Consider the following 14,883-nt stretch of genomic DNA (forward strand, 5'->3'; position numbering starts at 1 on the left):
GAATTAACAACGGAGTATTCCCATGCCACGTCGTCGCGTCATTGGTCAGCGTAAAATTCTGCCGGATCCTAAGTTCGGATCAGAGCTGCTGGCTAAATTTGTAAATATCCTGATGGTAGATGGTAAAAAATCTACTGCAGAAACCATCGTATACAGCGCGCTGGAGACCCTGGCTCAGCGTTCTGGTAAAGATGGCCTGGAAGCTTTTGAAGTAGCCCTTGAAAACGTGCGTCCGACTGTCGAAGTTAAGTCTCGCCGCGTTGGTGGTTCTACTTATCAGGTTCCAGTTGAAGTCCGTCCGGTTCGCCGTAATGCCCTGGCAATGCGTTGGATCGTTGAAGCTGCTCGTAAACGCGGTGATAAATCCATGGCTCTGCGCCTGGCGAACGAACTTTCTGATGCTGCAGAAAACAAAGGTACTGCAGTTAAGAAACGTGAAGACGTTCACCGTATGGCAGAAGCCAACAAGGCGTTCGCACACTACCGTTGGTAATCCCTTCGGAGTTTTAGTCACCAGGCGGGCGCTTCTAGTAAGCAGCCCGCTTTGGGCTACTTAAATTGAACGCCTAAAAGATAAACGAGGAATCAAATGGCTCGTACAACACCCATCGCGCGCTACCGTAACATCGGTATCAGTGCGCACATCGACGCCGGTAAAACCACTACTACCGAACGTATTCTGTTCTACACCGGTGTAAACCATAAAATCGGTGAAGTTCATGACGGCGCAGCCACCATGGACTGGATGGAACAGGAGCAGGAGCGTGGTATTACTATCACCTCCGCAGCGACTACTGCATTCTGGTCTGGTATGGCTAAGCAGTATGAACCGCATCGCGTAAACATCATCGACACCCCGGGGCACGTTGACTTCACTATCGAAGTAGAACGTTCCATGCGTGTGCTTGATGGTGCAGTAATGGTTTACTGCGCAGTTGGTGGTGTTCAGCCTCAGTCTGAAACCGTATGGCGTCAGGCAAACAAATATAAAGTTCCACGCATTGCGTTCGTTAACAAAATGGACCGTATGGGTGCGAACTTCCTGAAAGTTGTTGGTCAGATCAAAACCCGTCTGGGCGCGAACCCTGTTCCGCTGCAGTTGGCGATTGGCGCTGAAGAAGCGTTCACCGGTGTTGTTGACCTGGTGAAAATGAAAGCCATCAACTGGAACGAAGAAGATGCAGGCGTAACCTTCACTTATGAAGATATCCCGGCTGACATGCAGGAACTGGCTGAAGAATGGCACCAGAACCTGATCGAGTCCGCTGCGGAAGCTTCAGAAGAGCTGATGGAGAAATACCTGGGTGGTGAAGAACTGACTGAAGAAGAGATCAAAAAAGCTCTGCGTCAGCGCGTTCTGAACAACGAAATCATCCTGGTAACCTGTGGTTCTGCGTTCAAGAACAAAGGTGTTCAGGCGATGCTGGATGCGGTAATTGATTACCTGCCATCCCCAGTCGACGTACCTGCGATCAACGGTATTCTGGACGACGGTAAAGATACTCCGGCTGAGCGTCATGCTAGCGATGAAGAGCCGTTTGCTGCTCTGGCATTCAAAATCGCTACCGACCCGTTCGTGGGTAACCTGACCTTCTTCCGTGTGTACTCTGGTGTGGTTAACTCCGGTGACACCATCCTGAACTCAGTGAAAACTGCACGCGAGCGTTTTGGCCGTATCGTACAGATGCACGCTAACAAACGTGAAGAGATCAAAGAAGTTCGCGCGGGCGATATCGCTGCTGCTATCGGTCTGAAAGACGTGACCACTGGTGACACTCTGTGTGACCCGGATCACCCGATCATTCTGGAGCGTATGGAATTCCCTGAGCCGGTAATCTCCATCGCGGTAGAACCGAAAACCAAAGCTGACCAGGAAAAAATGGGTCTGGCTCTGGGCCGTCTGGCTAAAGAAGACCCGTCATTCCGCGTTTGGACTGACGAAGAATCTAACCAGACCATTATCGCCGGTATGGGTGAGCTGCACCTCGACATCATCGTTGACCGTATGAAGCGTGAATTCAACGTTGAAGCGAACGTCGGTAAACCTCAGGTTGCTTACCGTGAAGCGATTCGCGCGAAAGTTACCGATATCGAAGGTAAACACGCTAAGCAGTCTGGTGGTCGCGGTCAGTACGGTCATGTTGTTATCGACATGTACCCGCTGGAGCCGGGTTCAAACCCGAAAGGCTACGAGTTCATCAACGACATCAAAGGTGGTGTAATTCCTGGCGAATACATCCCGGCCGTTGATAAAGGCATCCAGGAACAGCTGAAATCTGGCCCGCTGGCTGGTTACCCGGTTGTTGATCTGGGCGTGCGTCTGCACTTCGGTTCTTACCATGACGTTGACTCCTCTGAGCTGGCGTTTAAACTGGCCGCTTCTATCGCCTTCAAAGATGGCTTTAAGAAAGCGAAACCAGTTCTGCTTGAGCCTATCATGAAGGTTGAAGTAGAGACTCCGGAAGAGAACACCGGTGACGTAATCGGTGACTTGAGCCGCCGTCGTGGTATGCTTCGTGGTCAGGAATCCAACGTCACTGGCGTTGTTATCCATGCTGAAGTTCCGCTGTCCGAAATGTTCGGATATGCAACCCAGCTGCGTTCTCTGACCAAAGGCCGTGCTTCTTACTCCATGGAGTTCCTGAAGTACGACGATGCGCCGAACAACGTTGCTCAGGCCGTTATTGAAGCCCGTGGTAAATAAACCACAGGATTAAAACCTAAGTCCCGTGCTCTCTCCCCAGGGGTGAGCACTATAGTAAGGAATATAGCCGTGTCTAAAGAAAAATTTGAACGTACAAAACCGCACGTTAACGTCGGCACCATCGGCCACGTTGACCACGGTAAAACTACCCTGACCGCTGCAATCACCACCGTACTGGCTAAAACCTACGGCGGTGCTGCTCGTGCATTCGACCAGATCGATAACGCGCCGGAAGAAAAAGCTCGTGGTATCACCATCAACACTTCTCACGTTGAATATGACACCCCGACTCGCCACTACGCACACGTAGACTGCCCGGGCCACGCCGACTATGTTAAAAACATGATCACCGGTGCTGCGCAGATGGACGGCGCGATCCTGGTTGTTGCTGCGACTGACGGCCCGATGCCGCAGACTCGTGAGCACATCCTGCTGGGTCGTCAGGTAGGCGTTCCGTACATCATCGTGTTCCTGAACAAATGCGACATGGTTGATGACGAAGAGCTGCTGGAACTGGTAGAAATGGAAGTTCGTGAACTTCTGTCTCAGTACGATTTCCCGGGCGACGACACTCCAATCGTTCGTGGTTCTGCTCTGAAAGCGCTGGAAGGCGAAGCAGAGTGGGAAGCGAAAATCATCGAACTGGCTGGCTTCCTGGATTCTTACATCCCAGAACCAGAGCGTGCGATTGACAAGCCGTTCCTGCTGCCTATCGAAGACGTATTCTCCATCTCCGGTCGTGGTACCGTTGTTACCGGTCGTGTAGAGCGCGGTATCATCAAAGTTGGTGAAGAAGTTGAAATCGTTGGTATCAAAGAGACTGCTAAGTCTACCTGTACTGGCGTTGAAATGTTCCGCAAACTGCTGGACGAAGGCCGTGCTGGTGAGAACGTTGGTGTTCTGCTGCGTGGTATCAAACGTGAAGAAATCGAACGTGGTCAGGTACTGGCTAAGCCGGGCTCTATCAAGCCGCACACCAAGTTCGAATCTGAAGTGTACATTCTGTCCAAAGACGAAGGCGGCCGTCATACTCCGTTCTTCAAAGGCTACCGTCCGCAGTTCTACTTCCGTACTACTGACGTGACTGGTACCATCGAACTGCCGGAAGGCGTTGAGATGGTAATGCCGGGCGACAACATCAAAATGGTTGTTACCCTGATCCACCCAATCGCGATGGACGACGGTCTGCGTTTCGCAATCCGTGAAGGCGGCCGTACTGTTGGTGCGGGCGTTGTTGCTAAAGTAATGAGCTAATTATTGATTAATTAGCTTTGAGCTTAAAAAGGGCGCTTCGGCGCCCTTTTTGCTGTCCGCGATTTAGCAGTTGTCATATTTATTCGCATTTTTCATTCATTCTCCCGCTGCGTAAATAGCGTTGTGCTATTGTAATCATAACTATTCTCATTTACACTTTGCGCAGAAATTGAACGGGAGCGATCATGTACGTTTGTTTGTGTAATGCGATAAGTGATAAAAAAATACGTCAGGCTGTTCGCCAGTTTCATCCTCAGTCCTTTCAGCAATTGCGTAAATTTATTCCTGTTGGAAATCAATGTGGTAAGTGCATTCGTGCTGCCCGCGAAGTCATGCAGGATGAATTAACGCAAATGCCAGAATTTAAAGAGATCGCCTAAGTCACACTCTTTTTTTTGACATCCCTGTAGCCCCATCTACGCTCTAAGAGTGGAAGCGGAGGGACTATAAAATGAAAGGTGATGTTAAAATCATAAATTATCTCAATAAACTATTGGGAAATGAGCTTGTCGCAATCAACCAGTATTTTCTCCATGCTCGTATGTTCAAAAACTGGGGACTGACTCGCCTCAATGATGTTGAGTACCATGAATCTATCGATGAGATGAAACACGCTGATAAATATATCGAGCGTATTTTATTCTTAGAAGGGCTCCCAAACTTACAGGATCTTGGTAAGTTGGGTATAGGCGAAGATGTTGAAGAGATGCTGCAATCCGATCTTCGACTCGAACTCGATGGAGCTAAAGATTTACGTGAAGCCATTGCCTATGCCGACAGCGTCCATGACTACGTTAGCCGGGATATGATGATCGAAATCCTTGCTGATGAAGAAGGTCACATTGACTGGCTGGAAACGGAACTGGATCTGCTCCAGAAGATGGGACTCCAGAACTATCTTCAGGCACAGATTCGCGAAGCGTAGACGCAAACTTTGCAGAGCGGCAGGCCTGCCGCTCCTTTCAGTACCCGATAACACCTGAGCTTTGCGCGCTGAAAATCAACCAGCCTGCCAGTCCAAGCCACGGACCGAACGCGATAAGCGGTATCGACGTCCTTCGGGTAAGGCGTAGGATCAGCCACCAGACAATGCCCAGCAATGATGCAGCGAGTAAAATGGGCGGTAGCGCTGGCCATCCACACCAGGCACCCATCGCCGCCAGTAGCTTAGCGTCACCCAGGCCGATGCCCTCTTTTCCCGCGAGTATTTTGCATCCCCACCAGACCAGCCATAGCGTCAGATAGCCAGCGACAGCGCCGTACAGCGCGTCGGATAACATCTCTCTGTCGTAAACGCTGTGATACATCAGACCGAGCCAGAGCATCGGCTGCGTCAGCACATCCGGCAGCAGGTACGTCCGGAGATCAATTTGCGCCAGCGCGAAAATAAACCAGAACAGCGTCATGATGGCAATCGCATCTGACATTGAAGGGACAAACGCGGCGCTAAGCGCAAAAACACAAGAACACGCCAGTTCAGTCAGTGGGTAACGCCATGAAATTGGCTTAGCGCAGGCCTGGCAACGCCCCCGCTGCCACAGCCAACTGAATAGTGGAATAGTGTTACGCACCGATAGCCTGTGCTGGCAGTGCGGACAGTGCGACGGAGGCCAGGCGATATTCCATGTTTCGCTGTGCCGATGCTCAATCATGATCGGCAGTCGATAAACCACTACATTCATAAAGCTGCCGACTATCAGCCCGACAAATGCCATTGCCGCAATGTTAATGAGTTCCGTCATTTCCCCACCGGATAGAGTTCAAGGGCTTCCACCGCAATCTCCCCGGCGACCGGGCGGGCGCTAAACGTGAGTTGCGAAACCTGTATTCCCTCATTTTGTAGGGTATTAAGCCACGCAAATAATGGTTCGGTTTTGACAACGGGAAGCGAGATCGCAAAATGATCGGGAGTGGATGTCACAACGCTGATATTCAGACCTGCCTGCTGCGCGCTATGTTGTATCAGTGCCGGATCGGTCTTTGTGCCCGGTCTACTGGCAACTAATCCGCGACGCTGAATCGCCTCATTTACCCACAGGATCTCACTCCTGAGACGATCATTTTCCTGCCTCTGCTGTGCAATAGCGTTATCCAGGGGCTGAACCACGCCGTACCAGAATCCCGCCAGCAGACAGAAAACGGCGAGGAATATCAGACTGCGTTGCTCTCTGCCGTTTTTTTCGCTCCACCAGCTATTCATATTCATTTGCGCTCCTTCAGGGTCAGCCGGACGCTATCTGTCGTCCCTTCTGGCGGTTGAGTCAGGATAAATTCGTCGTTTGTCTGCACCATAAAGCGGTGAAGATGTTCCGGATCGCGAACGTTGAGCGTCAGGGTAAAAAGGCGTTGTTCGAGCCGGTAGTTGACCTCGCGGATGGTAAGCCCCGGCAATGTGCTTAATCGGGTCTGAAGCTGAGTCAGTAACGTCAGCACATCCGGATAGCGATCCCTCGCGGACGATTCGAAGAAATATTTAAAATTGCTGTTGCGGTTATCACCTGGGAAATAGCGGTTCCACAGGGTGGCACCTTCCGCTGAGAGTGCCTGTTTCTGTTGATGAAGCTGCCAGAGCATCACCCCTTTCAGCCCTGAGAAGAGCGCTATTGCCAGGGCAAATGTTGCTATGGCGGCATATTTCAGCAGACGCGGGGTCGGTTGTGTCGGAGGCAAAGGGCGGAAGCTGCCGTGTAATACGTTAATGTCCTGAATATTATCGCTATTGCAGGCGCACGCCAGCGGTGGCTGCCAGTCAAGGTATTCGACATAAGCGTGAGGCACAGGAAGCGGGCTGGCGCTGATGATTTTCTGCTCTGTATGGCTGGCGAGTAAATGCATGAGCAGTGCCTCACTCAGCACGCCTGTTTTCCACGTGTCGTAACGGATTAACCATCGCTCATCTTGTTTTAGCAGACTCCAGCTATCCGTGACATACGGCAGCCAGAAACCATCCGGAACGATATACGTCAACGTCACGCCAGCTGTGTGGAAAGTCGTCAATAGATCGTTCAGCGTGGTCCTGGCGATCCCGGCGAGATGGAGCGTGTTTTCTTCTCTGGCGAGAACCGTCCAGTGCAGGCTATCTGTATCACCGACAACGGCGTCCTCCACCAGCCAGCCCAGCGTTTGTTCACTGATTTTGTAGTTTTCCGTCGGTAATTCGACGCGGCGAAAACAGAAATAATCAGGCGACAGGAAAAGGCAGGCGTTACCGGCATCCGGCAGGTCGGCCAGCGCGTTTGGCTGGAGGTAATCCGCCTGTTCAACAATAACCGGAGGCTGTGTCCCTATGGGGGCGCACCATTCCAGTTTTCCCGGCAGCGGACGTAGCAGTAATGTGTCTGGCGTCATTTAGTTCCCTTTAATGGTCGCGCGCCACGCTTTTGCGGGCTGTAATAAACAGAGCCTTTCTTTTGGGATCGTATTCCAGCTGGCTGACGGTGCTCCCGGCGCTATCGCCCTGTTCGATAGTCGTTTCAAGGCGGAAGTAACGACTGGTCGCCACCGCAATGCTTTTGAATGTGGTCTGCGACAGCTTATGAGCTGGATTATCCTTATCGAATGTCTTTAACAGCGTCTCAATGCTGATTTTGCGTCCTTTGCGCGGGGTATCAAAAAAGCGTTCAATCTCGCGTGGCGTGACAGCATTACTGAGCATCGCCGCAAGCAACGGTGCATCCCGGCGCGTCAGGGTGTTGATGTTGATTTTTAGCTCATCATCAGGCAGCGCGCAGAGTAGCGGGGAGATTTGCTGGTAAAGAGAAAGCGTCATCCCTTTGATTTGTTTGAGCTCACTGATTGACCAGATACGTCGTCCGCCAATGGTGTGGGGGTCGTTACTTGTCTGGTAATACTCATTTTCGGCACCGGAGGCGCGTGGGATATCGTCGTTATCGATGTAGTCGGCGATAGCATCAACCAACGCCTCAGCTTGGGCATTGGTGACGCCAACGTTTTCCAGCAGTGCCAGAAAGACGCTCACGCTGGCGGGCGGCTCTTTCATTCGATCGGTCGGGGCGTTAATCAGCGCATTAATGTTGTAACAGGCCTGCTCGTCAGATAGCTGCCAGCTAACAGCGTCGCCGCTGGCGAGCTGAATACGCTGCGGCTGCGCCCAGAGCTGCTCGTGAGTGAGGTATTTCTCATTATCCCGCAGGTCCTGTTCAAGAATACGCATGGCCTGGCTTTCAGCCAGCTCTGCCAGCCAGTTTTGCTGTAGCCGCATCCGGGTGTAGCTGGTGCGTTTGAGGTTGATCTGGTAGCGCACGGTCATTTCGCTGGCCAGCGCCGCCATAATTGCCAGGATCATCAGCACTACCAGCAGCGCCACGCCCTTTTGTTGGGTCATTGCTGTTCTCCTGGCTGGCGGTTCTCTGGCAACAGCGTCAGACGAGTTATCGTGCCGGAATCAGCAAGTTTAAGAGTGACTTCCATCGCGCCAGGAGATGGGATTGTCGCCGTGTCCGTCCACGCTTTCTCTTTACTGTTGTAATAACGCAACGTGAAGGCGTTCACACCATTGAGCATCGGCTGAGTGATGGCCGGGGTTGCATCTTCCGGGTAGCGCCAGAGCGTGCGGTATAAAGTATGATCCTGCAGATACCACTGAACTCGCTGGATATCGGGCGCGCAGCAGGCGCCAGGATAACTGTTACTGCTGGCTGTCGTCAGCATCAGCGTCTCTTTTTCGCCCTGCAATTGGGTTACCGGCACCCGCTGTCGGATATCTTTATCCAGCAAATTGACGGTACGCACGATAGCGGAAAAACGCTGCTGATGCTTTTTGGTCTGCTCGTTACTGTCAATTGTCGTCGTCAGCATCTGCGCCGTCAGCAGGCTGAGCGTGGCGAACAGGGCAATAGCCAGTAAAACTTCCAGCAGGGTAAAGCCGCGCTGTTTCTCAGGGCGGGGAGACATTTTGCGGTCCTCCTTGCGGCGAGGGGATAAAGCGCTGCAGGCGGATCTGCTGTTTGTCCTCAAGAGCGACGTCTGCTGTCCAGGTGCTGAGGCCGGAAGCATCGGCGGGTGAGACTGTCAACGACCAGTCCCAGCGGCGTTTACCCATTATGCTGCTGCCTGTGGCGGTTTTAGCGAGGCTCTGCCCGGCCAGTTGATAGGTTTTGAGCGTATTATCCGCTACCCAACCGGCAAGCACCTGTTCTTCCATTTTTGCAGTGGCGCTAACCTGACCGTGCCGGCTGTTGAGTAGCGCGAGGGAGCAGGTGGCGAAAATGAAGATCGCCAGCAGCACTTCCAGAAGCGTCATTCCTGATTGCCTTTGGCTCATCGGCTTTCGCCTCGGGTGAGCACCAGCGGCAGCCCGCCGGTGCTGGCGAGCGTGAACAGCAGCGTATTATTTTTACGGCTGCGGATGTGTAGCGTAAACGGCGTAATTTCACCGTCCGGGTGAATCAGAATTTGCGGCGTGCCGACGGATTGCCTGGCGAGCGACGCCGGGAACAGAGCCACCTGCCAGTCACTTTCCCACTTGCCCTCGGTCGCCAGGCGATAGAACTGGGTTGGCGTCTGCCAGCGATTGCCAATCGGTGTGACGATGCGCCAGCCTTGTTCGCGGATCTCAATACCGGTACTGCGGTCCTCCATGGTTGACCAGTCAGCGGCATATTCAGTCAGTGCCGCCAGCTGTTCGGCTGCAGTAATAGCTTTCGCGGTATCATTTTGTCGCCCGTAGGTCATCATCACCAGCGAGGCACCAAGCGCGATAATCGTCAGCACCAGAATGACTTCCAGTAGCGTGAATCCCTTCTGCCTCATTCCGATTATTTCGCTTTACCCAGTTCCCAGTTAGTAATGTCGTCAGCGGTGCCGGGTTCACCGTCCTGACCTGCGGAGAGAATATCGTAATCGCCGTGTTCACCAGGGCTAACCAGCAGATACTCATTACCCCAGGGATCCTGTGGCAGACGCTTGATATAGCCCTTCGCGTTGTAATTTTCCGGGATTGGGCTGGCGGTCGGTTTTTCGACCAGCGCCTTTAACCCCTGTGCCGTCAGCGGATAGCGATAGTTATCCAGTTTGTACATATCCAGCGCATTCTCCAGCGCCACGATGTCGCTGACGGCTTTCTGGTGATCGGCTTTGTCTTTATTGCCCATTAAGCTGGGGACGACCAGGCTTGCGAGGATGCCCAAAATAACCAGCACCACCATCATCTCCAGCAGCGTAAATCCTCGCTGCTTATGTGCATCACTATTCACGTTTTATCCTTAACTTACCAATGAGTTGAGTTGCAAAATGGGTTGCAGAACCGAGATGATGATGAACAGCACAATCATCGCCATCGTAATAATCAGCGCGGGTTCAAACAGCGCCAGCGTCAGCGCAATTCGGTTTTGTAGCAGTGTTTCCTGCTGGTCGGCGGCGCGCGCCATTAGCTCGCTGAGTTGGCCGCTTTTTTCCCCGGAGGCAATCATGTAGAGCATCATCGGCGGGAAGAGATCGCATTTTTCCAGGGCGAGATGAAAGCCTGAACCCTGGCGCACGCGCTCCGCAGCCTGACCCAGCCGCTGACTAATTTCTCGGTTACCGATGCCTTCGGTTGCCAGCGTCATCCCTTCCAGCAGCGGAACGCCGCTGATATTAAGAATGCTCAGGGTGCGCAAATAACGGGCGCAGTGGATAGCGCGCAGCAGGGCGCGACTGAGTTTGAAATCAAGAAGCCAGCGGTCAAGCAGATGGCGTTTGCCGGGGCGGGTGAGCCAGTGGCGAAACAGGAAAAAGACAATCAGCAGCAATGCGATTACCCACAATCCGTAGTGGCGCATGGCACCACTGATTGCCAGCAACACGCGCGTGGATATCGGCAGCGCTTCTTTCATATGCAGAAACTGCTCCACGATTTTGGGCACTACGGTGGTGAGCAGGATAGCGACGACGGCGATCGCCACGCTGGTCAGCAGGGAAGGATAAATCAGTGACTGGATGAGTTTACTGCGTGTTGCCTGTCGTAACTCATTGTAGTCAGCCAGCTGTTCCAGCACACAGCCGAGCTGTCCGCTTTTTTCGCCGGCTTTCACCAGCGTGCGGTAAACGGAATCGAAGATCCGCGGCCAGGCGGCCAGCGATTCGGAAAGCGTATGTCCGGCGAGGATCCGTTCGCGCAGGTCGTGTAGCACCAGCCCCAGTTTATTATTTTTGTTCTGCCGGCCAATAACGAACAGCGCCTCTTCAAGCGGTAGTGAAGCGTTGGCCAGTGTGGCGAGCTGGCGGGTGAACAGCGCCAGTTCACTGCCGCTAAGCCGTAAACGAGGCGTTTTTTTTACCGTCCGTAACAGCGAAATGACCTTTTTCTCATTTAACACCAGCGGGTGCAGACCCTGGGCGCGTAGCGCCTCGCGCGCCTCTTTGCTGCTGGCGGCATCCAGCGTTCCACGGCGGGTTGCGCCGCGGTCATCCATTGCCTGCCACTGATATTTCATTGCGTATCCTCTTGCGCAGAGGTGACCCGCATGACTTCCTCAAGCGTGGTCTCGCCCGCCAGCACGCGCAGCAGGCCGTTCTCCCGCAGGCTCCGGCTTTGCTGGCGCAGGCACTGTTCCAGCGCGTGTTCATCGGCGTCGCGATGGATGATGCTGCGCATAGTTTTATCCACCAGCATAATTTCATGAATCGCCAGTCGCCCCTGATAGCCTGTTCCCCGACATTCGCTGCATCCGCAAGCCTGCCAGATTGTCTGAGCGGTGGGATCGAGCGCGTGCAGGAGGGATTTCTGAGAGTCAGGAATGGGAGCATGCACGCGGCAGGCCGGACAGAGGCGACGCACCAGGCGTTGGGCGATAACGCCGCTTAGCGATGATGAGAGCAGGAAAGGTTCAACGCCCATATCTCGTAATCGGGTGATCGCACCGCAAGCGCTGTTAGTGTGCAGGGTGGAAAGCACCAGGTGTCCGGTGAGCGATGCCTGAACCGCTATCTGCGCGGTTTCGGCGTCACGAATTTCGCCGACCATGACGATGTCCGGATCCTGGCGCAGGATGGCGCGCAGTCCCCTGGCGAAAGACATATCCACCCGGCTGTTTACCTGGGTTTGTCCGACGCCTTCCAGCTCGTACTCGATGGGATCTTCGACGGTCAGGATATTACGCTGGGGGGAATTCAGCTCGGCGAGAATTGCATACAGCGTGGTGCTTTTTCCCGACCCCGTCGGGCCGGTGACGAGAATGATGCCGTGCGGCTGCTGTACTAAACCCTTCAGCCGCAGGCTATCCACCGCCGATAGCCCCATATTCTCCAGCGTCAGGCGCAGACTGTTTTTATCCAGCAGACGCAGCACGGCTCTTTCGCCATACTGCGAGGGCAACGTCGAAACGCGGACATCAATATTTTTGCGTCCGAGGCGCAGGGAAATACGCCCATCCTGCGGCAGTCGTTTTTCGGCAATATCCAGTCGCGCCATGACTTTGATACGTGAAATCAGCAGCGGCGCCAGTTTTTTAGCGGGCTGAAGGACTGGCTTGAGGACACCATCGATACGAAAACGCACCACCAGCGATTTTTCGAAGGTTTCGATATGCACATCCGACGCGCCTTCCCTCACGGCTTCATGAAGAACCGCGTTGATCAGGCGGATAACCGGTGCGTCGTTTTCATCACTGAGCAGATCGGCGTTGTCGGGTAACTCCTCGCTCAGCGCCGTCAGGTCGATCTCCTGATCGATATCCTGGGCAATCTGCCGGGACTCTCCGGCGCCGTGCTGGAAAAGTTGCTCCAGGTGGTCGTCAAATTGCGCTGGCGTCAGGCGGCTGAAGCGCTGACAGGCAACGCTGGCCTCGAGCACGTTTTCCAGCGGCGTGTCGGTGCGGTAGAACAATTCATCCACCGCGACCGCGATACCAAATTTTTGCCCCTGTGCGTAATTAAGCGGCAGAGGATGCTGGGGAGGAATGCGCGTCCATAAGTCAGTCATGTTGGATCATTCCCGGAAGGGATTGCGCGATGGCTGGTCGTTGGGCGCGTCGGTCGGCACATCGAAATTCAGCTCTTTAAGCATCGGGCGTTCTTCGTCCTTCACGCCGACCAATCCACTGGATTGCTTATCAATACGCTGCTGCTGTAAATCACGAAATCGGGTGTACTTATCCTTTGAGAGCGAACGATAAACCTCGTCGTCGCGAATAATGGTCGGCCTGATAAAGACCATTAAATTACGCTTCGCATTTTCCGTTGAGGTGTAGCGGAATAGCTGTCCGAGAACAGGGATATCGCCCAGCAGCGGTACTTTGGAAACCTGCTCTTTGCTTGAATCATCCAGCAGGCCACCCAGCACCACGGTTTCGCCACTTTTGACCAGCACGGCATTCTGGATAGTACGGGTGTTGAACGTCGGACCGAGATCGCTGGCGTTACCGGAGGCGGTATCGACGCTCGACACCTCCTGCTCGATCTCCATCAGCACCGCGTCGCCTTCGTTGATTTGCGGTGTGACCTTCAGTTTGGTGCCGACGGTTTTACGTTCGACCGTATTAAAGACGTTGTCGCCGGAGGTCGTTTGCGAGCCGGAAAGCACCGGCACATCCTGGCCGACATTAAACGATGCTTCTTTGTTATCCAGCGTCACAATGCTGGGGGTGGCGAGAATATCGTTTTTGTTGTCGGAGGAGATCGCGGTGAGCAGGACGCTCCAGTCCCCCTCAAAGAAGCCCGTCGCCAGGCCGTTAAAACTGCTTAACGCGCTGGCAATAGGGTTGTCACTGGTCATCGAACCGTTTTTATCAAACTGGCGCGCGCCTCTTGAGGCGTCGAAAATCGGCAGCCCCGTTTTAGTAAACTGCTGACCGCCGACGTTGCTGTTGGCCCATTGCACGCCAAGATTCAGGCCGTTGCCATCCTGGACTTCCACAATGATGGCTTCAACCAGTACCTGTGCGCGGCGAATATCCAGACGAGCGATGACTTTTTCCAGCTCCTGCATGGTGCTCTGGTCTGCGGTAATGACCACCGAGTTGGTTTGTTCATCGGCGTTAATCGAGACATCCCGGGAAGGGGTAGCCACGCTCTGCGAAGACGACTGCTTGTCTTCCGTCAGTTTGGTTGACACGCCGGTCAGCACTTCAACGATTTTAGTGGCTTTGGCGTATTTCAAATAGAACACGCGAGTATTGCCCTGCGTGGTCTGTTCGATATCCAGTTTAGCGATTAAAGATTTCATCCGCTGGCGCACATTGTCCGGCCCGCTGATAAGAAGGGCGTTGGTGCGCTTGTCGGCGACAATTTTAGGCAGCAGGATCTGCGTTGGGTTTTCCTTTGACTCTTCGCGAATCAGGCTGTTAATTACGTCAGATAAATCAACTGCCGAGGCGTAGCGCAGTTTGATAAGCTCACGTTCCTGAGTACCGATAACATCGACCCGCTTCACAACCTCAAGGATGCGATTGACTATATTGGCTTTACCGGTGATCAACAGCGCATTAGAAGGATCATAGTGTACGACGTTGCCGATGCCGCCGCTGTCCATCATCTGGCGTAATAGCGGAGCCAGATCGCGTACCGGGACATTTTTCAACGCCACGACGCGGGTGATAAATTCATCGCCGACCGCCGGTTGCGACTGTGCCAATACTTTTCCCGGCGCGGTCTTAAGCGTTGCGGAGCGAACAACCTTCAGCAGGCCGTTATCCAGGGTGATAACCGAGTAGCCGTAGATATCGAGAACGCTGAGAAAAAACTGGTAGTATTCCTCCTCGTTGAAACTGTCAAAGCTGCGAACGGAGATTTTTCCCTGGACGGACGGATCGATCAGAATGGTTTTGCCCATTTGCTTACTGACCGAGGTAATAAACTCCCGGAGATCCGCATCCTGGAAGTTTGCCGAATATTGCGCTGACATGGTTTGAAATGGAAAGGAGCAAAACTGTAGCGCCAGTATCCATGCAGCCGTTTTTTTAATTCCTTTGCGCAATTTTGTCGTC

Annotated in this window: 16 protein-coding genes; 5 read left to right on the forward strand and 11 right to left on the reverse strand. The window is 53.4% G+C overall.

Translation table 11 applies throughout. The annotated features are described in order from the left end of the window. Positions 1-22: 22 nt before the first annotated feature. From rpsG to bfr, 5 genes are all read left to right on the forward strand, one after another. Complete coding sequence (gene rpsG / locus HV350_RS02110; RefSeq protein ID WP_016154763.1) at positions 23-493, forward strand: 30S ribosomal protein S7; 471 nt, start codon at positions 23-25, stop codon at positions 491-493. Positions 494-589: 96 nt separating this feature from the next. After that, the gene (fusA, locus tag HV350_RS02115; protein WP_016154762.1) at positions 590-2,704 is read left to right on the forward strand and encodes an elongation factor G; all 2,115 of its coding nucleotides are present in this window, start codon (positions 590-592) and stop codon (positions 2,702-2,704) included. Between the two features lie 69 nt (positions 2,705-2,773). Then, positions 2,774-3,958 carry an elongation factor Tu gene (gene tuf, locus HV350_RS02120; protein WP_003031109.1) on the forward strand — a complete coding sequence of 395 codons (1,185 nt, stop codon included), beginning with the start codon at positions 2,774-2,776 and terminating at the stop codon, positions 3,956-3,958. A 185-nt stretch (positions 3,959-4,143) separates the two neighbouring features. Then, entirely contained in the window at positions 4,144-4,338 is a 195-nt protein-coding gene (gene bfd / locus HV350_RS02125; RefSeq protein ID WP_003031111.1) for a bacterioferritin-associated ferredoxin, read from the forward strand. A 71-nt stretch (positions 4,339-4,409) separates the two neighbouring features. Then, positions 4,410-4,883 carry a bacterioferritin gene (bfr, locus tag HV350_RS02130; protein ID WP_016154761.1) on the forward strand — a complete coding sequence of 158 codons (474 nt, stop codon included), beginning with the start codon at positions 4,410-4,412 and terminating at the stop codon, positions 4,881-4,883. Positions 4,884-4,920: 37 nt separating this feature from the next. Here the strand turns inward: bfr and HV350_RS02135 are convergent, their stop codons facing one another. Genes HV350_RS02135 through gspD form a run of 11 tightly spaced genes read right to left on the reverse strand, consistent with a single transcriptional unit; the run spans position 4,921 to position 14,840 of the window. Further along, on the reverse strand, positions 4,921-5,700 hold the full coding sequence (locus HV350_RS02135) for an A24 family peptidase (protein ID WP_151222258.1): 780 nt from the start codon (positions 5,698-5,700) through the stop codon (positions 4,921-4,923). Then, complete coding sequence (locus HV350_RS02140; RefSeq protein ID WP_046274617.1) at positions 5,697-6,164, reverse strand: type II secretion system protein M; 468 nt, start codon at positions 6,162-6,164, stop codon at positions 5,697-5,699. Before HV350_RS02140 ends, HV350_RS02135 begins: the two co-directional genes overlap by 4 nt. After that, the gene (gspL, locus tag HV350_RS02145; RefSeq protein WP_181629701.1) at positions 6,161-7,306 is read right to left on the reverse strand and encodes a type II secretion system protein GspL; all 1,146 of its coding nucleotides are present in this window, start codon (positions 7,304-7,306) and stop codon (positions 6,161-6,163) included. The genes HV350_RS02140 and gspL overlap by 4 nt, the downstream gene beginning before the upstream one ends. A 10-nt stretch (positions 7,307-7,316) precedes the next feature. Then, a complete protein-coding gene (gspK, locus tag HV350_RS02150; RefSeq protein ID WP_181629703.1) occupies positions 7,317-8,303 on the reverse strand; it encodes a type II secretion system minor pseudopilin GspK in 987 nt (328 codons plus the stop codon). Continuing rightward, the gene (locus HV350_RS02155) at positions 8,300-8,872 is read right to left on the reverse strand and encodes a type II secretion system protein GspJ (RefSeq protein WP_181629705.1); all 573 of its coding nucleotides are present in this window, start codon (positions 8,870-8,872) and stop codon (positions 8,300-8,302) included. Before HV350_RS02155 ends, gspK begins: the two co-directional genes overlap by 4 nt. Beyond that, positions 8,856-9,242: a type II secretion system minor pseudopilin GspI gene (gspI, locus tag HV350_RS02160; protein WP_181629707.1), complete on the reverse strand. Its 387-nt coding sequence runs from the start codon at positions 9,240-9,242 to the stop codon at positions 8,856-8,858. The genes HV350_RS02155 and gspI overlap by 17 nt, the downstream gene beginning before the upstream one ends. Then, positions 9,239-9,730 carry a type II secretion system minor pseudopilin GspH gene (gspH, locus tag HV350_RS02165; RefSeq protein ID WP_181629708.1) on the reverse strand — a complete coding sequence of 164 codons (492 nt, stop codon included), beginning with the start codon at positions 9,728-9,730 and terminating at the stop codon, positions 9,239-9,241. Before gspH ends, gspI begins: the two co-directional genes overlap by 4 nt. 5 nt (positions 9,731-9,735) lie before the next feature. Then, on the reverse strand, positions 9,736-10,128 hold the full coding sequence (gene gspG, locus HV350_RS02170; protein ID WP_047358922.1) for a type II secretion system major pseudopilin GspG: 393 nt from the start codon (positions 10,126-10,128) through the stop codon (positions 9,736-9,738). A 54-nt stretch (positions 10,129-10,182) separates the two neighbouring features. Further along, complete coding sequence (gspF, locus tag HV350_RS02175; protein WP_181629710.1) at positions 10,183-11,394, reverse strand: type II secretion system inner membrane protein GspF; 1,212 nt, start codon at positions 11,392-11,394, stop codon at positions 10,183-10,185. Next, complete coding sequence (gspE, locus tag HV350_RS02180; RefSeq protein WP_181629712.1) at positions 11,391-12,881, reverse strand: type II secretion system ATPase GspE; 1,491 nt, start codon at positions 12,879-12,881, stop codon at positions 11,391-11,393. The genes gspF and gspE overlap by 4 nt, the downstream gene beginning before the upstream one ends. A 6-nt stretch (positions 12,882-12,887) precedes the next feature. Further along, positions 12,888-14,840, reverse strand: a complete 1,953-nt coding sequence (gene gspD / locus HV350_RS02185; RefSeq protein ID WP_225622916.1) for a type II secretion system secretin GspD — start codon at positions 14,838-14,840, stop codon at positions 12,888-12,890. Positions 14,841-14,883: the final 43 nt, after the last annotated feature.

The sequence above is a fragment of the Citrobacter sp. RHBSTW-01013 genome, assembly GCF_013781985.1.
Taxonomy (GTDB): Bacteria; Pseudomonadota; Gammaproteobacteria; order Enterobacterales; family Enterobacteriaceae; genus Citrobacter; species Citrobacter braakii.

Excerpts from the sequence above, each read along its gene's own strand:
- gspL (WP_181629701.1), bottom strand. The coding sequence starts at position 7,306 with ATGACGCCAGACACATTACTGCTACGTCCGCTGCCGGGAAAACTGGAA.
- HV350_RS02135 (WP_151222258.1), bottom strand. The coding sequence starts at position 5,700 with ATGACGGAACTCATTAACATTGCGGCAATGGCATTTGTCGGGCTGATA.
- gspF (WP_181629710.1), bottom strand. The coding sequence starts at position 11,394 with ATGAAATATCAGTGGCAGGCAATGGATGACCGCGGCGCAACCCGCCGT.
- gspE (WP_181629712.1), bottom strand. The coding sequence starts at position 12,881 with ATGACTGACTTATGGACGCGCATTCCTCCCCAGCATCCTCTGCCGCTT.
- rpsG (WP_016154763.1), top strand. The coding sequence starts at position 23 with ATGCCACGTCGTCGCGTCATTGGTCAGCGTAAAATTCTGCCGGATCCT.
- HV350_RS02140 (WP_046274617.1), bottom strand. The coding sequence starts at position 6,164 with ATGAATATGAATAGCTGGTGGAGCGAAAAAAACGGCAGAGAGCAACGC.
- gspH (WP_181629708.1), bottom strand. The coding sequence starts at position 9,730 with ATGAGGCAGAAGGGATTCACGCTACTGGAAGTCATTCTGGTGCTGACG.
- bfr (WP_016154761.1), top strand. The coding sequence starts at position 4,410 with ATGAAAGGTGATGTTAAAATCATAAATTATCTCAATAAACTATTGGGA.
- gspK (WP_181629703.1), bottom strand. The coding sequence starts at position 8,303 with ATGACCCAACAAAAGGGCGTGGCGCTGCTGGTAGTGCTGATGATCCTG.
- bfd (WP_003031111.1), top strand. The coding sequence starts at position 4,144 with ATGTACGTTTGTTTGTGTAATGCGATAAGTGATAAAAAAATACGTCAG.
- HV350_RS02155 (WP_181629705.1), bottom strand. The coding sequence starts at position 8,872 with ATGTCTCCCCGCCCTGAGAAACAGCGCGGCTTTACCCTGCTGGAAGTT.
- gspI (WP_181629707.1), bottom strand. The coding sequence starts at position 9,242 with ATGAGCCAAAGGCAATCAGGAATGACGCTTCTGGAAGTGCTGCTGGCG.
- gspG (WP_047358922.1), bottom strand. The coding sequence starts at position 10,128 with ATGATGGTGGTGCTGGTTATTTTGGGCATCCTCGCAAGCCTGGTCGTC.
- fusA (WP_016154762.1), top strand. The coding sequence starts at position 590 with ATGGCTCGTACAACACCCATCGCGCGCTACCGTAACATCGGTATCAGT.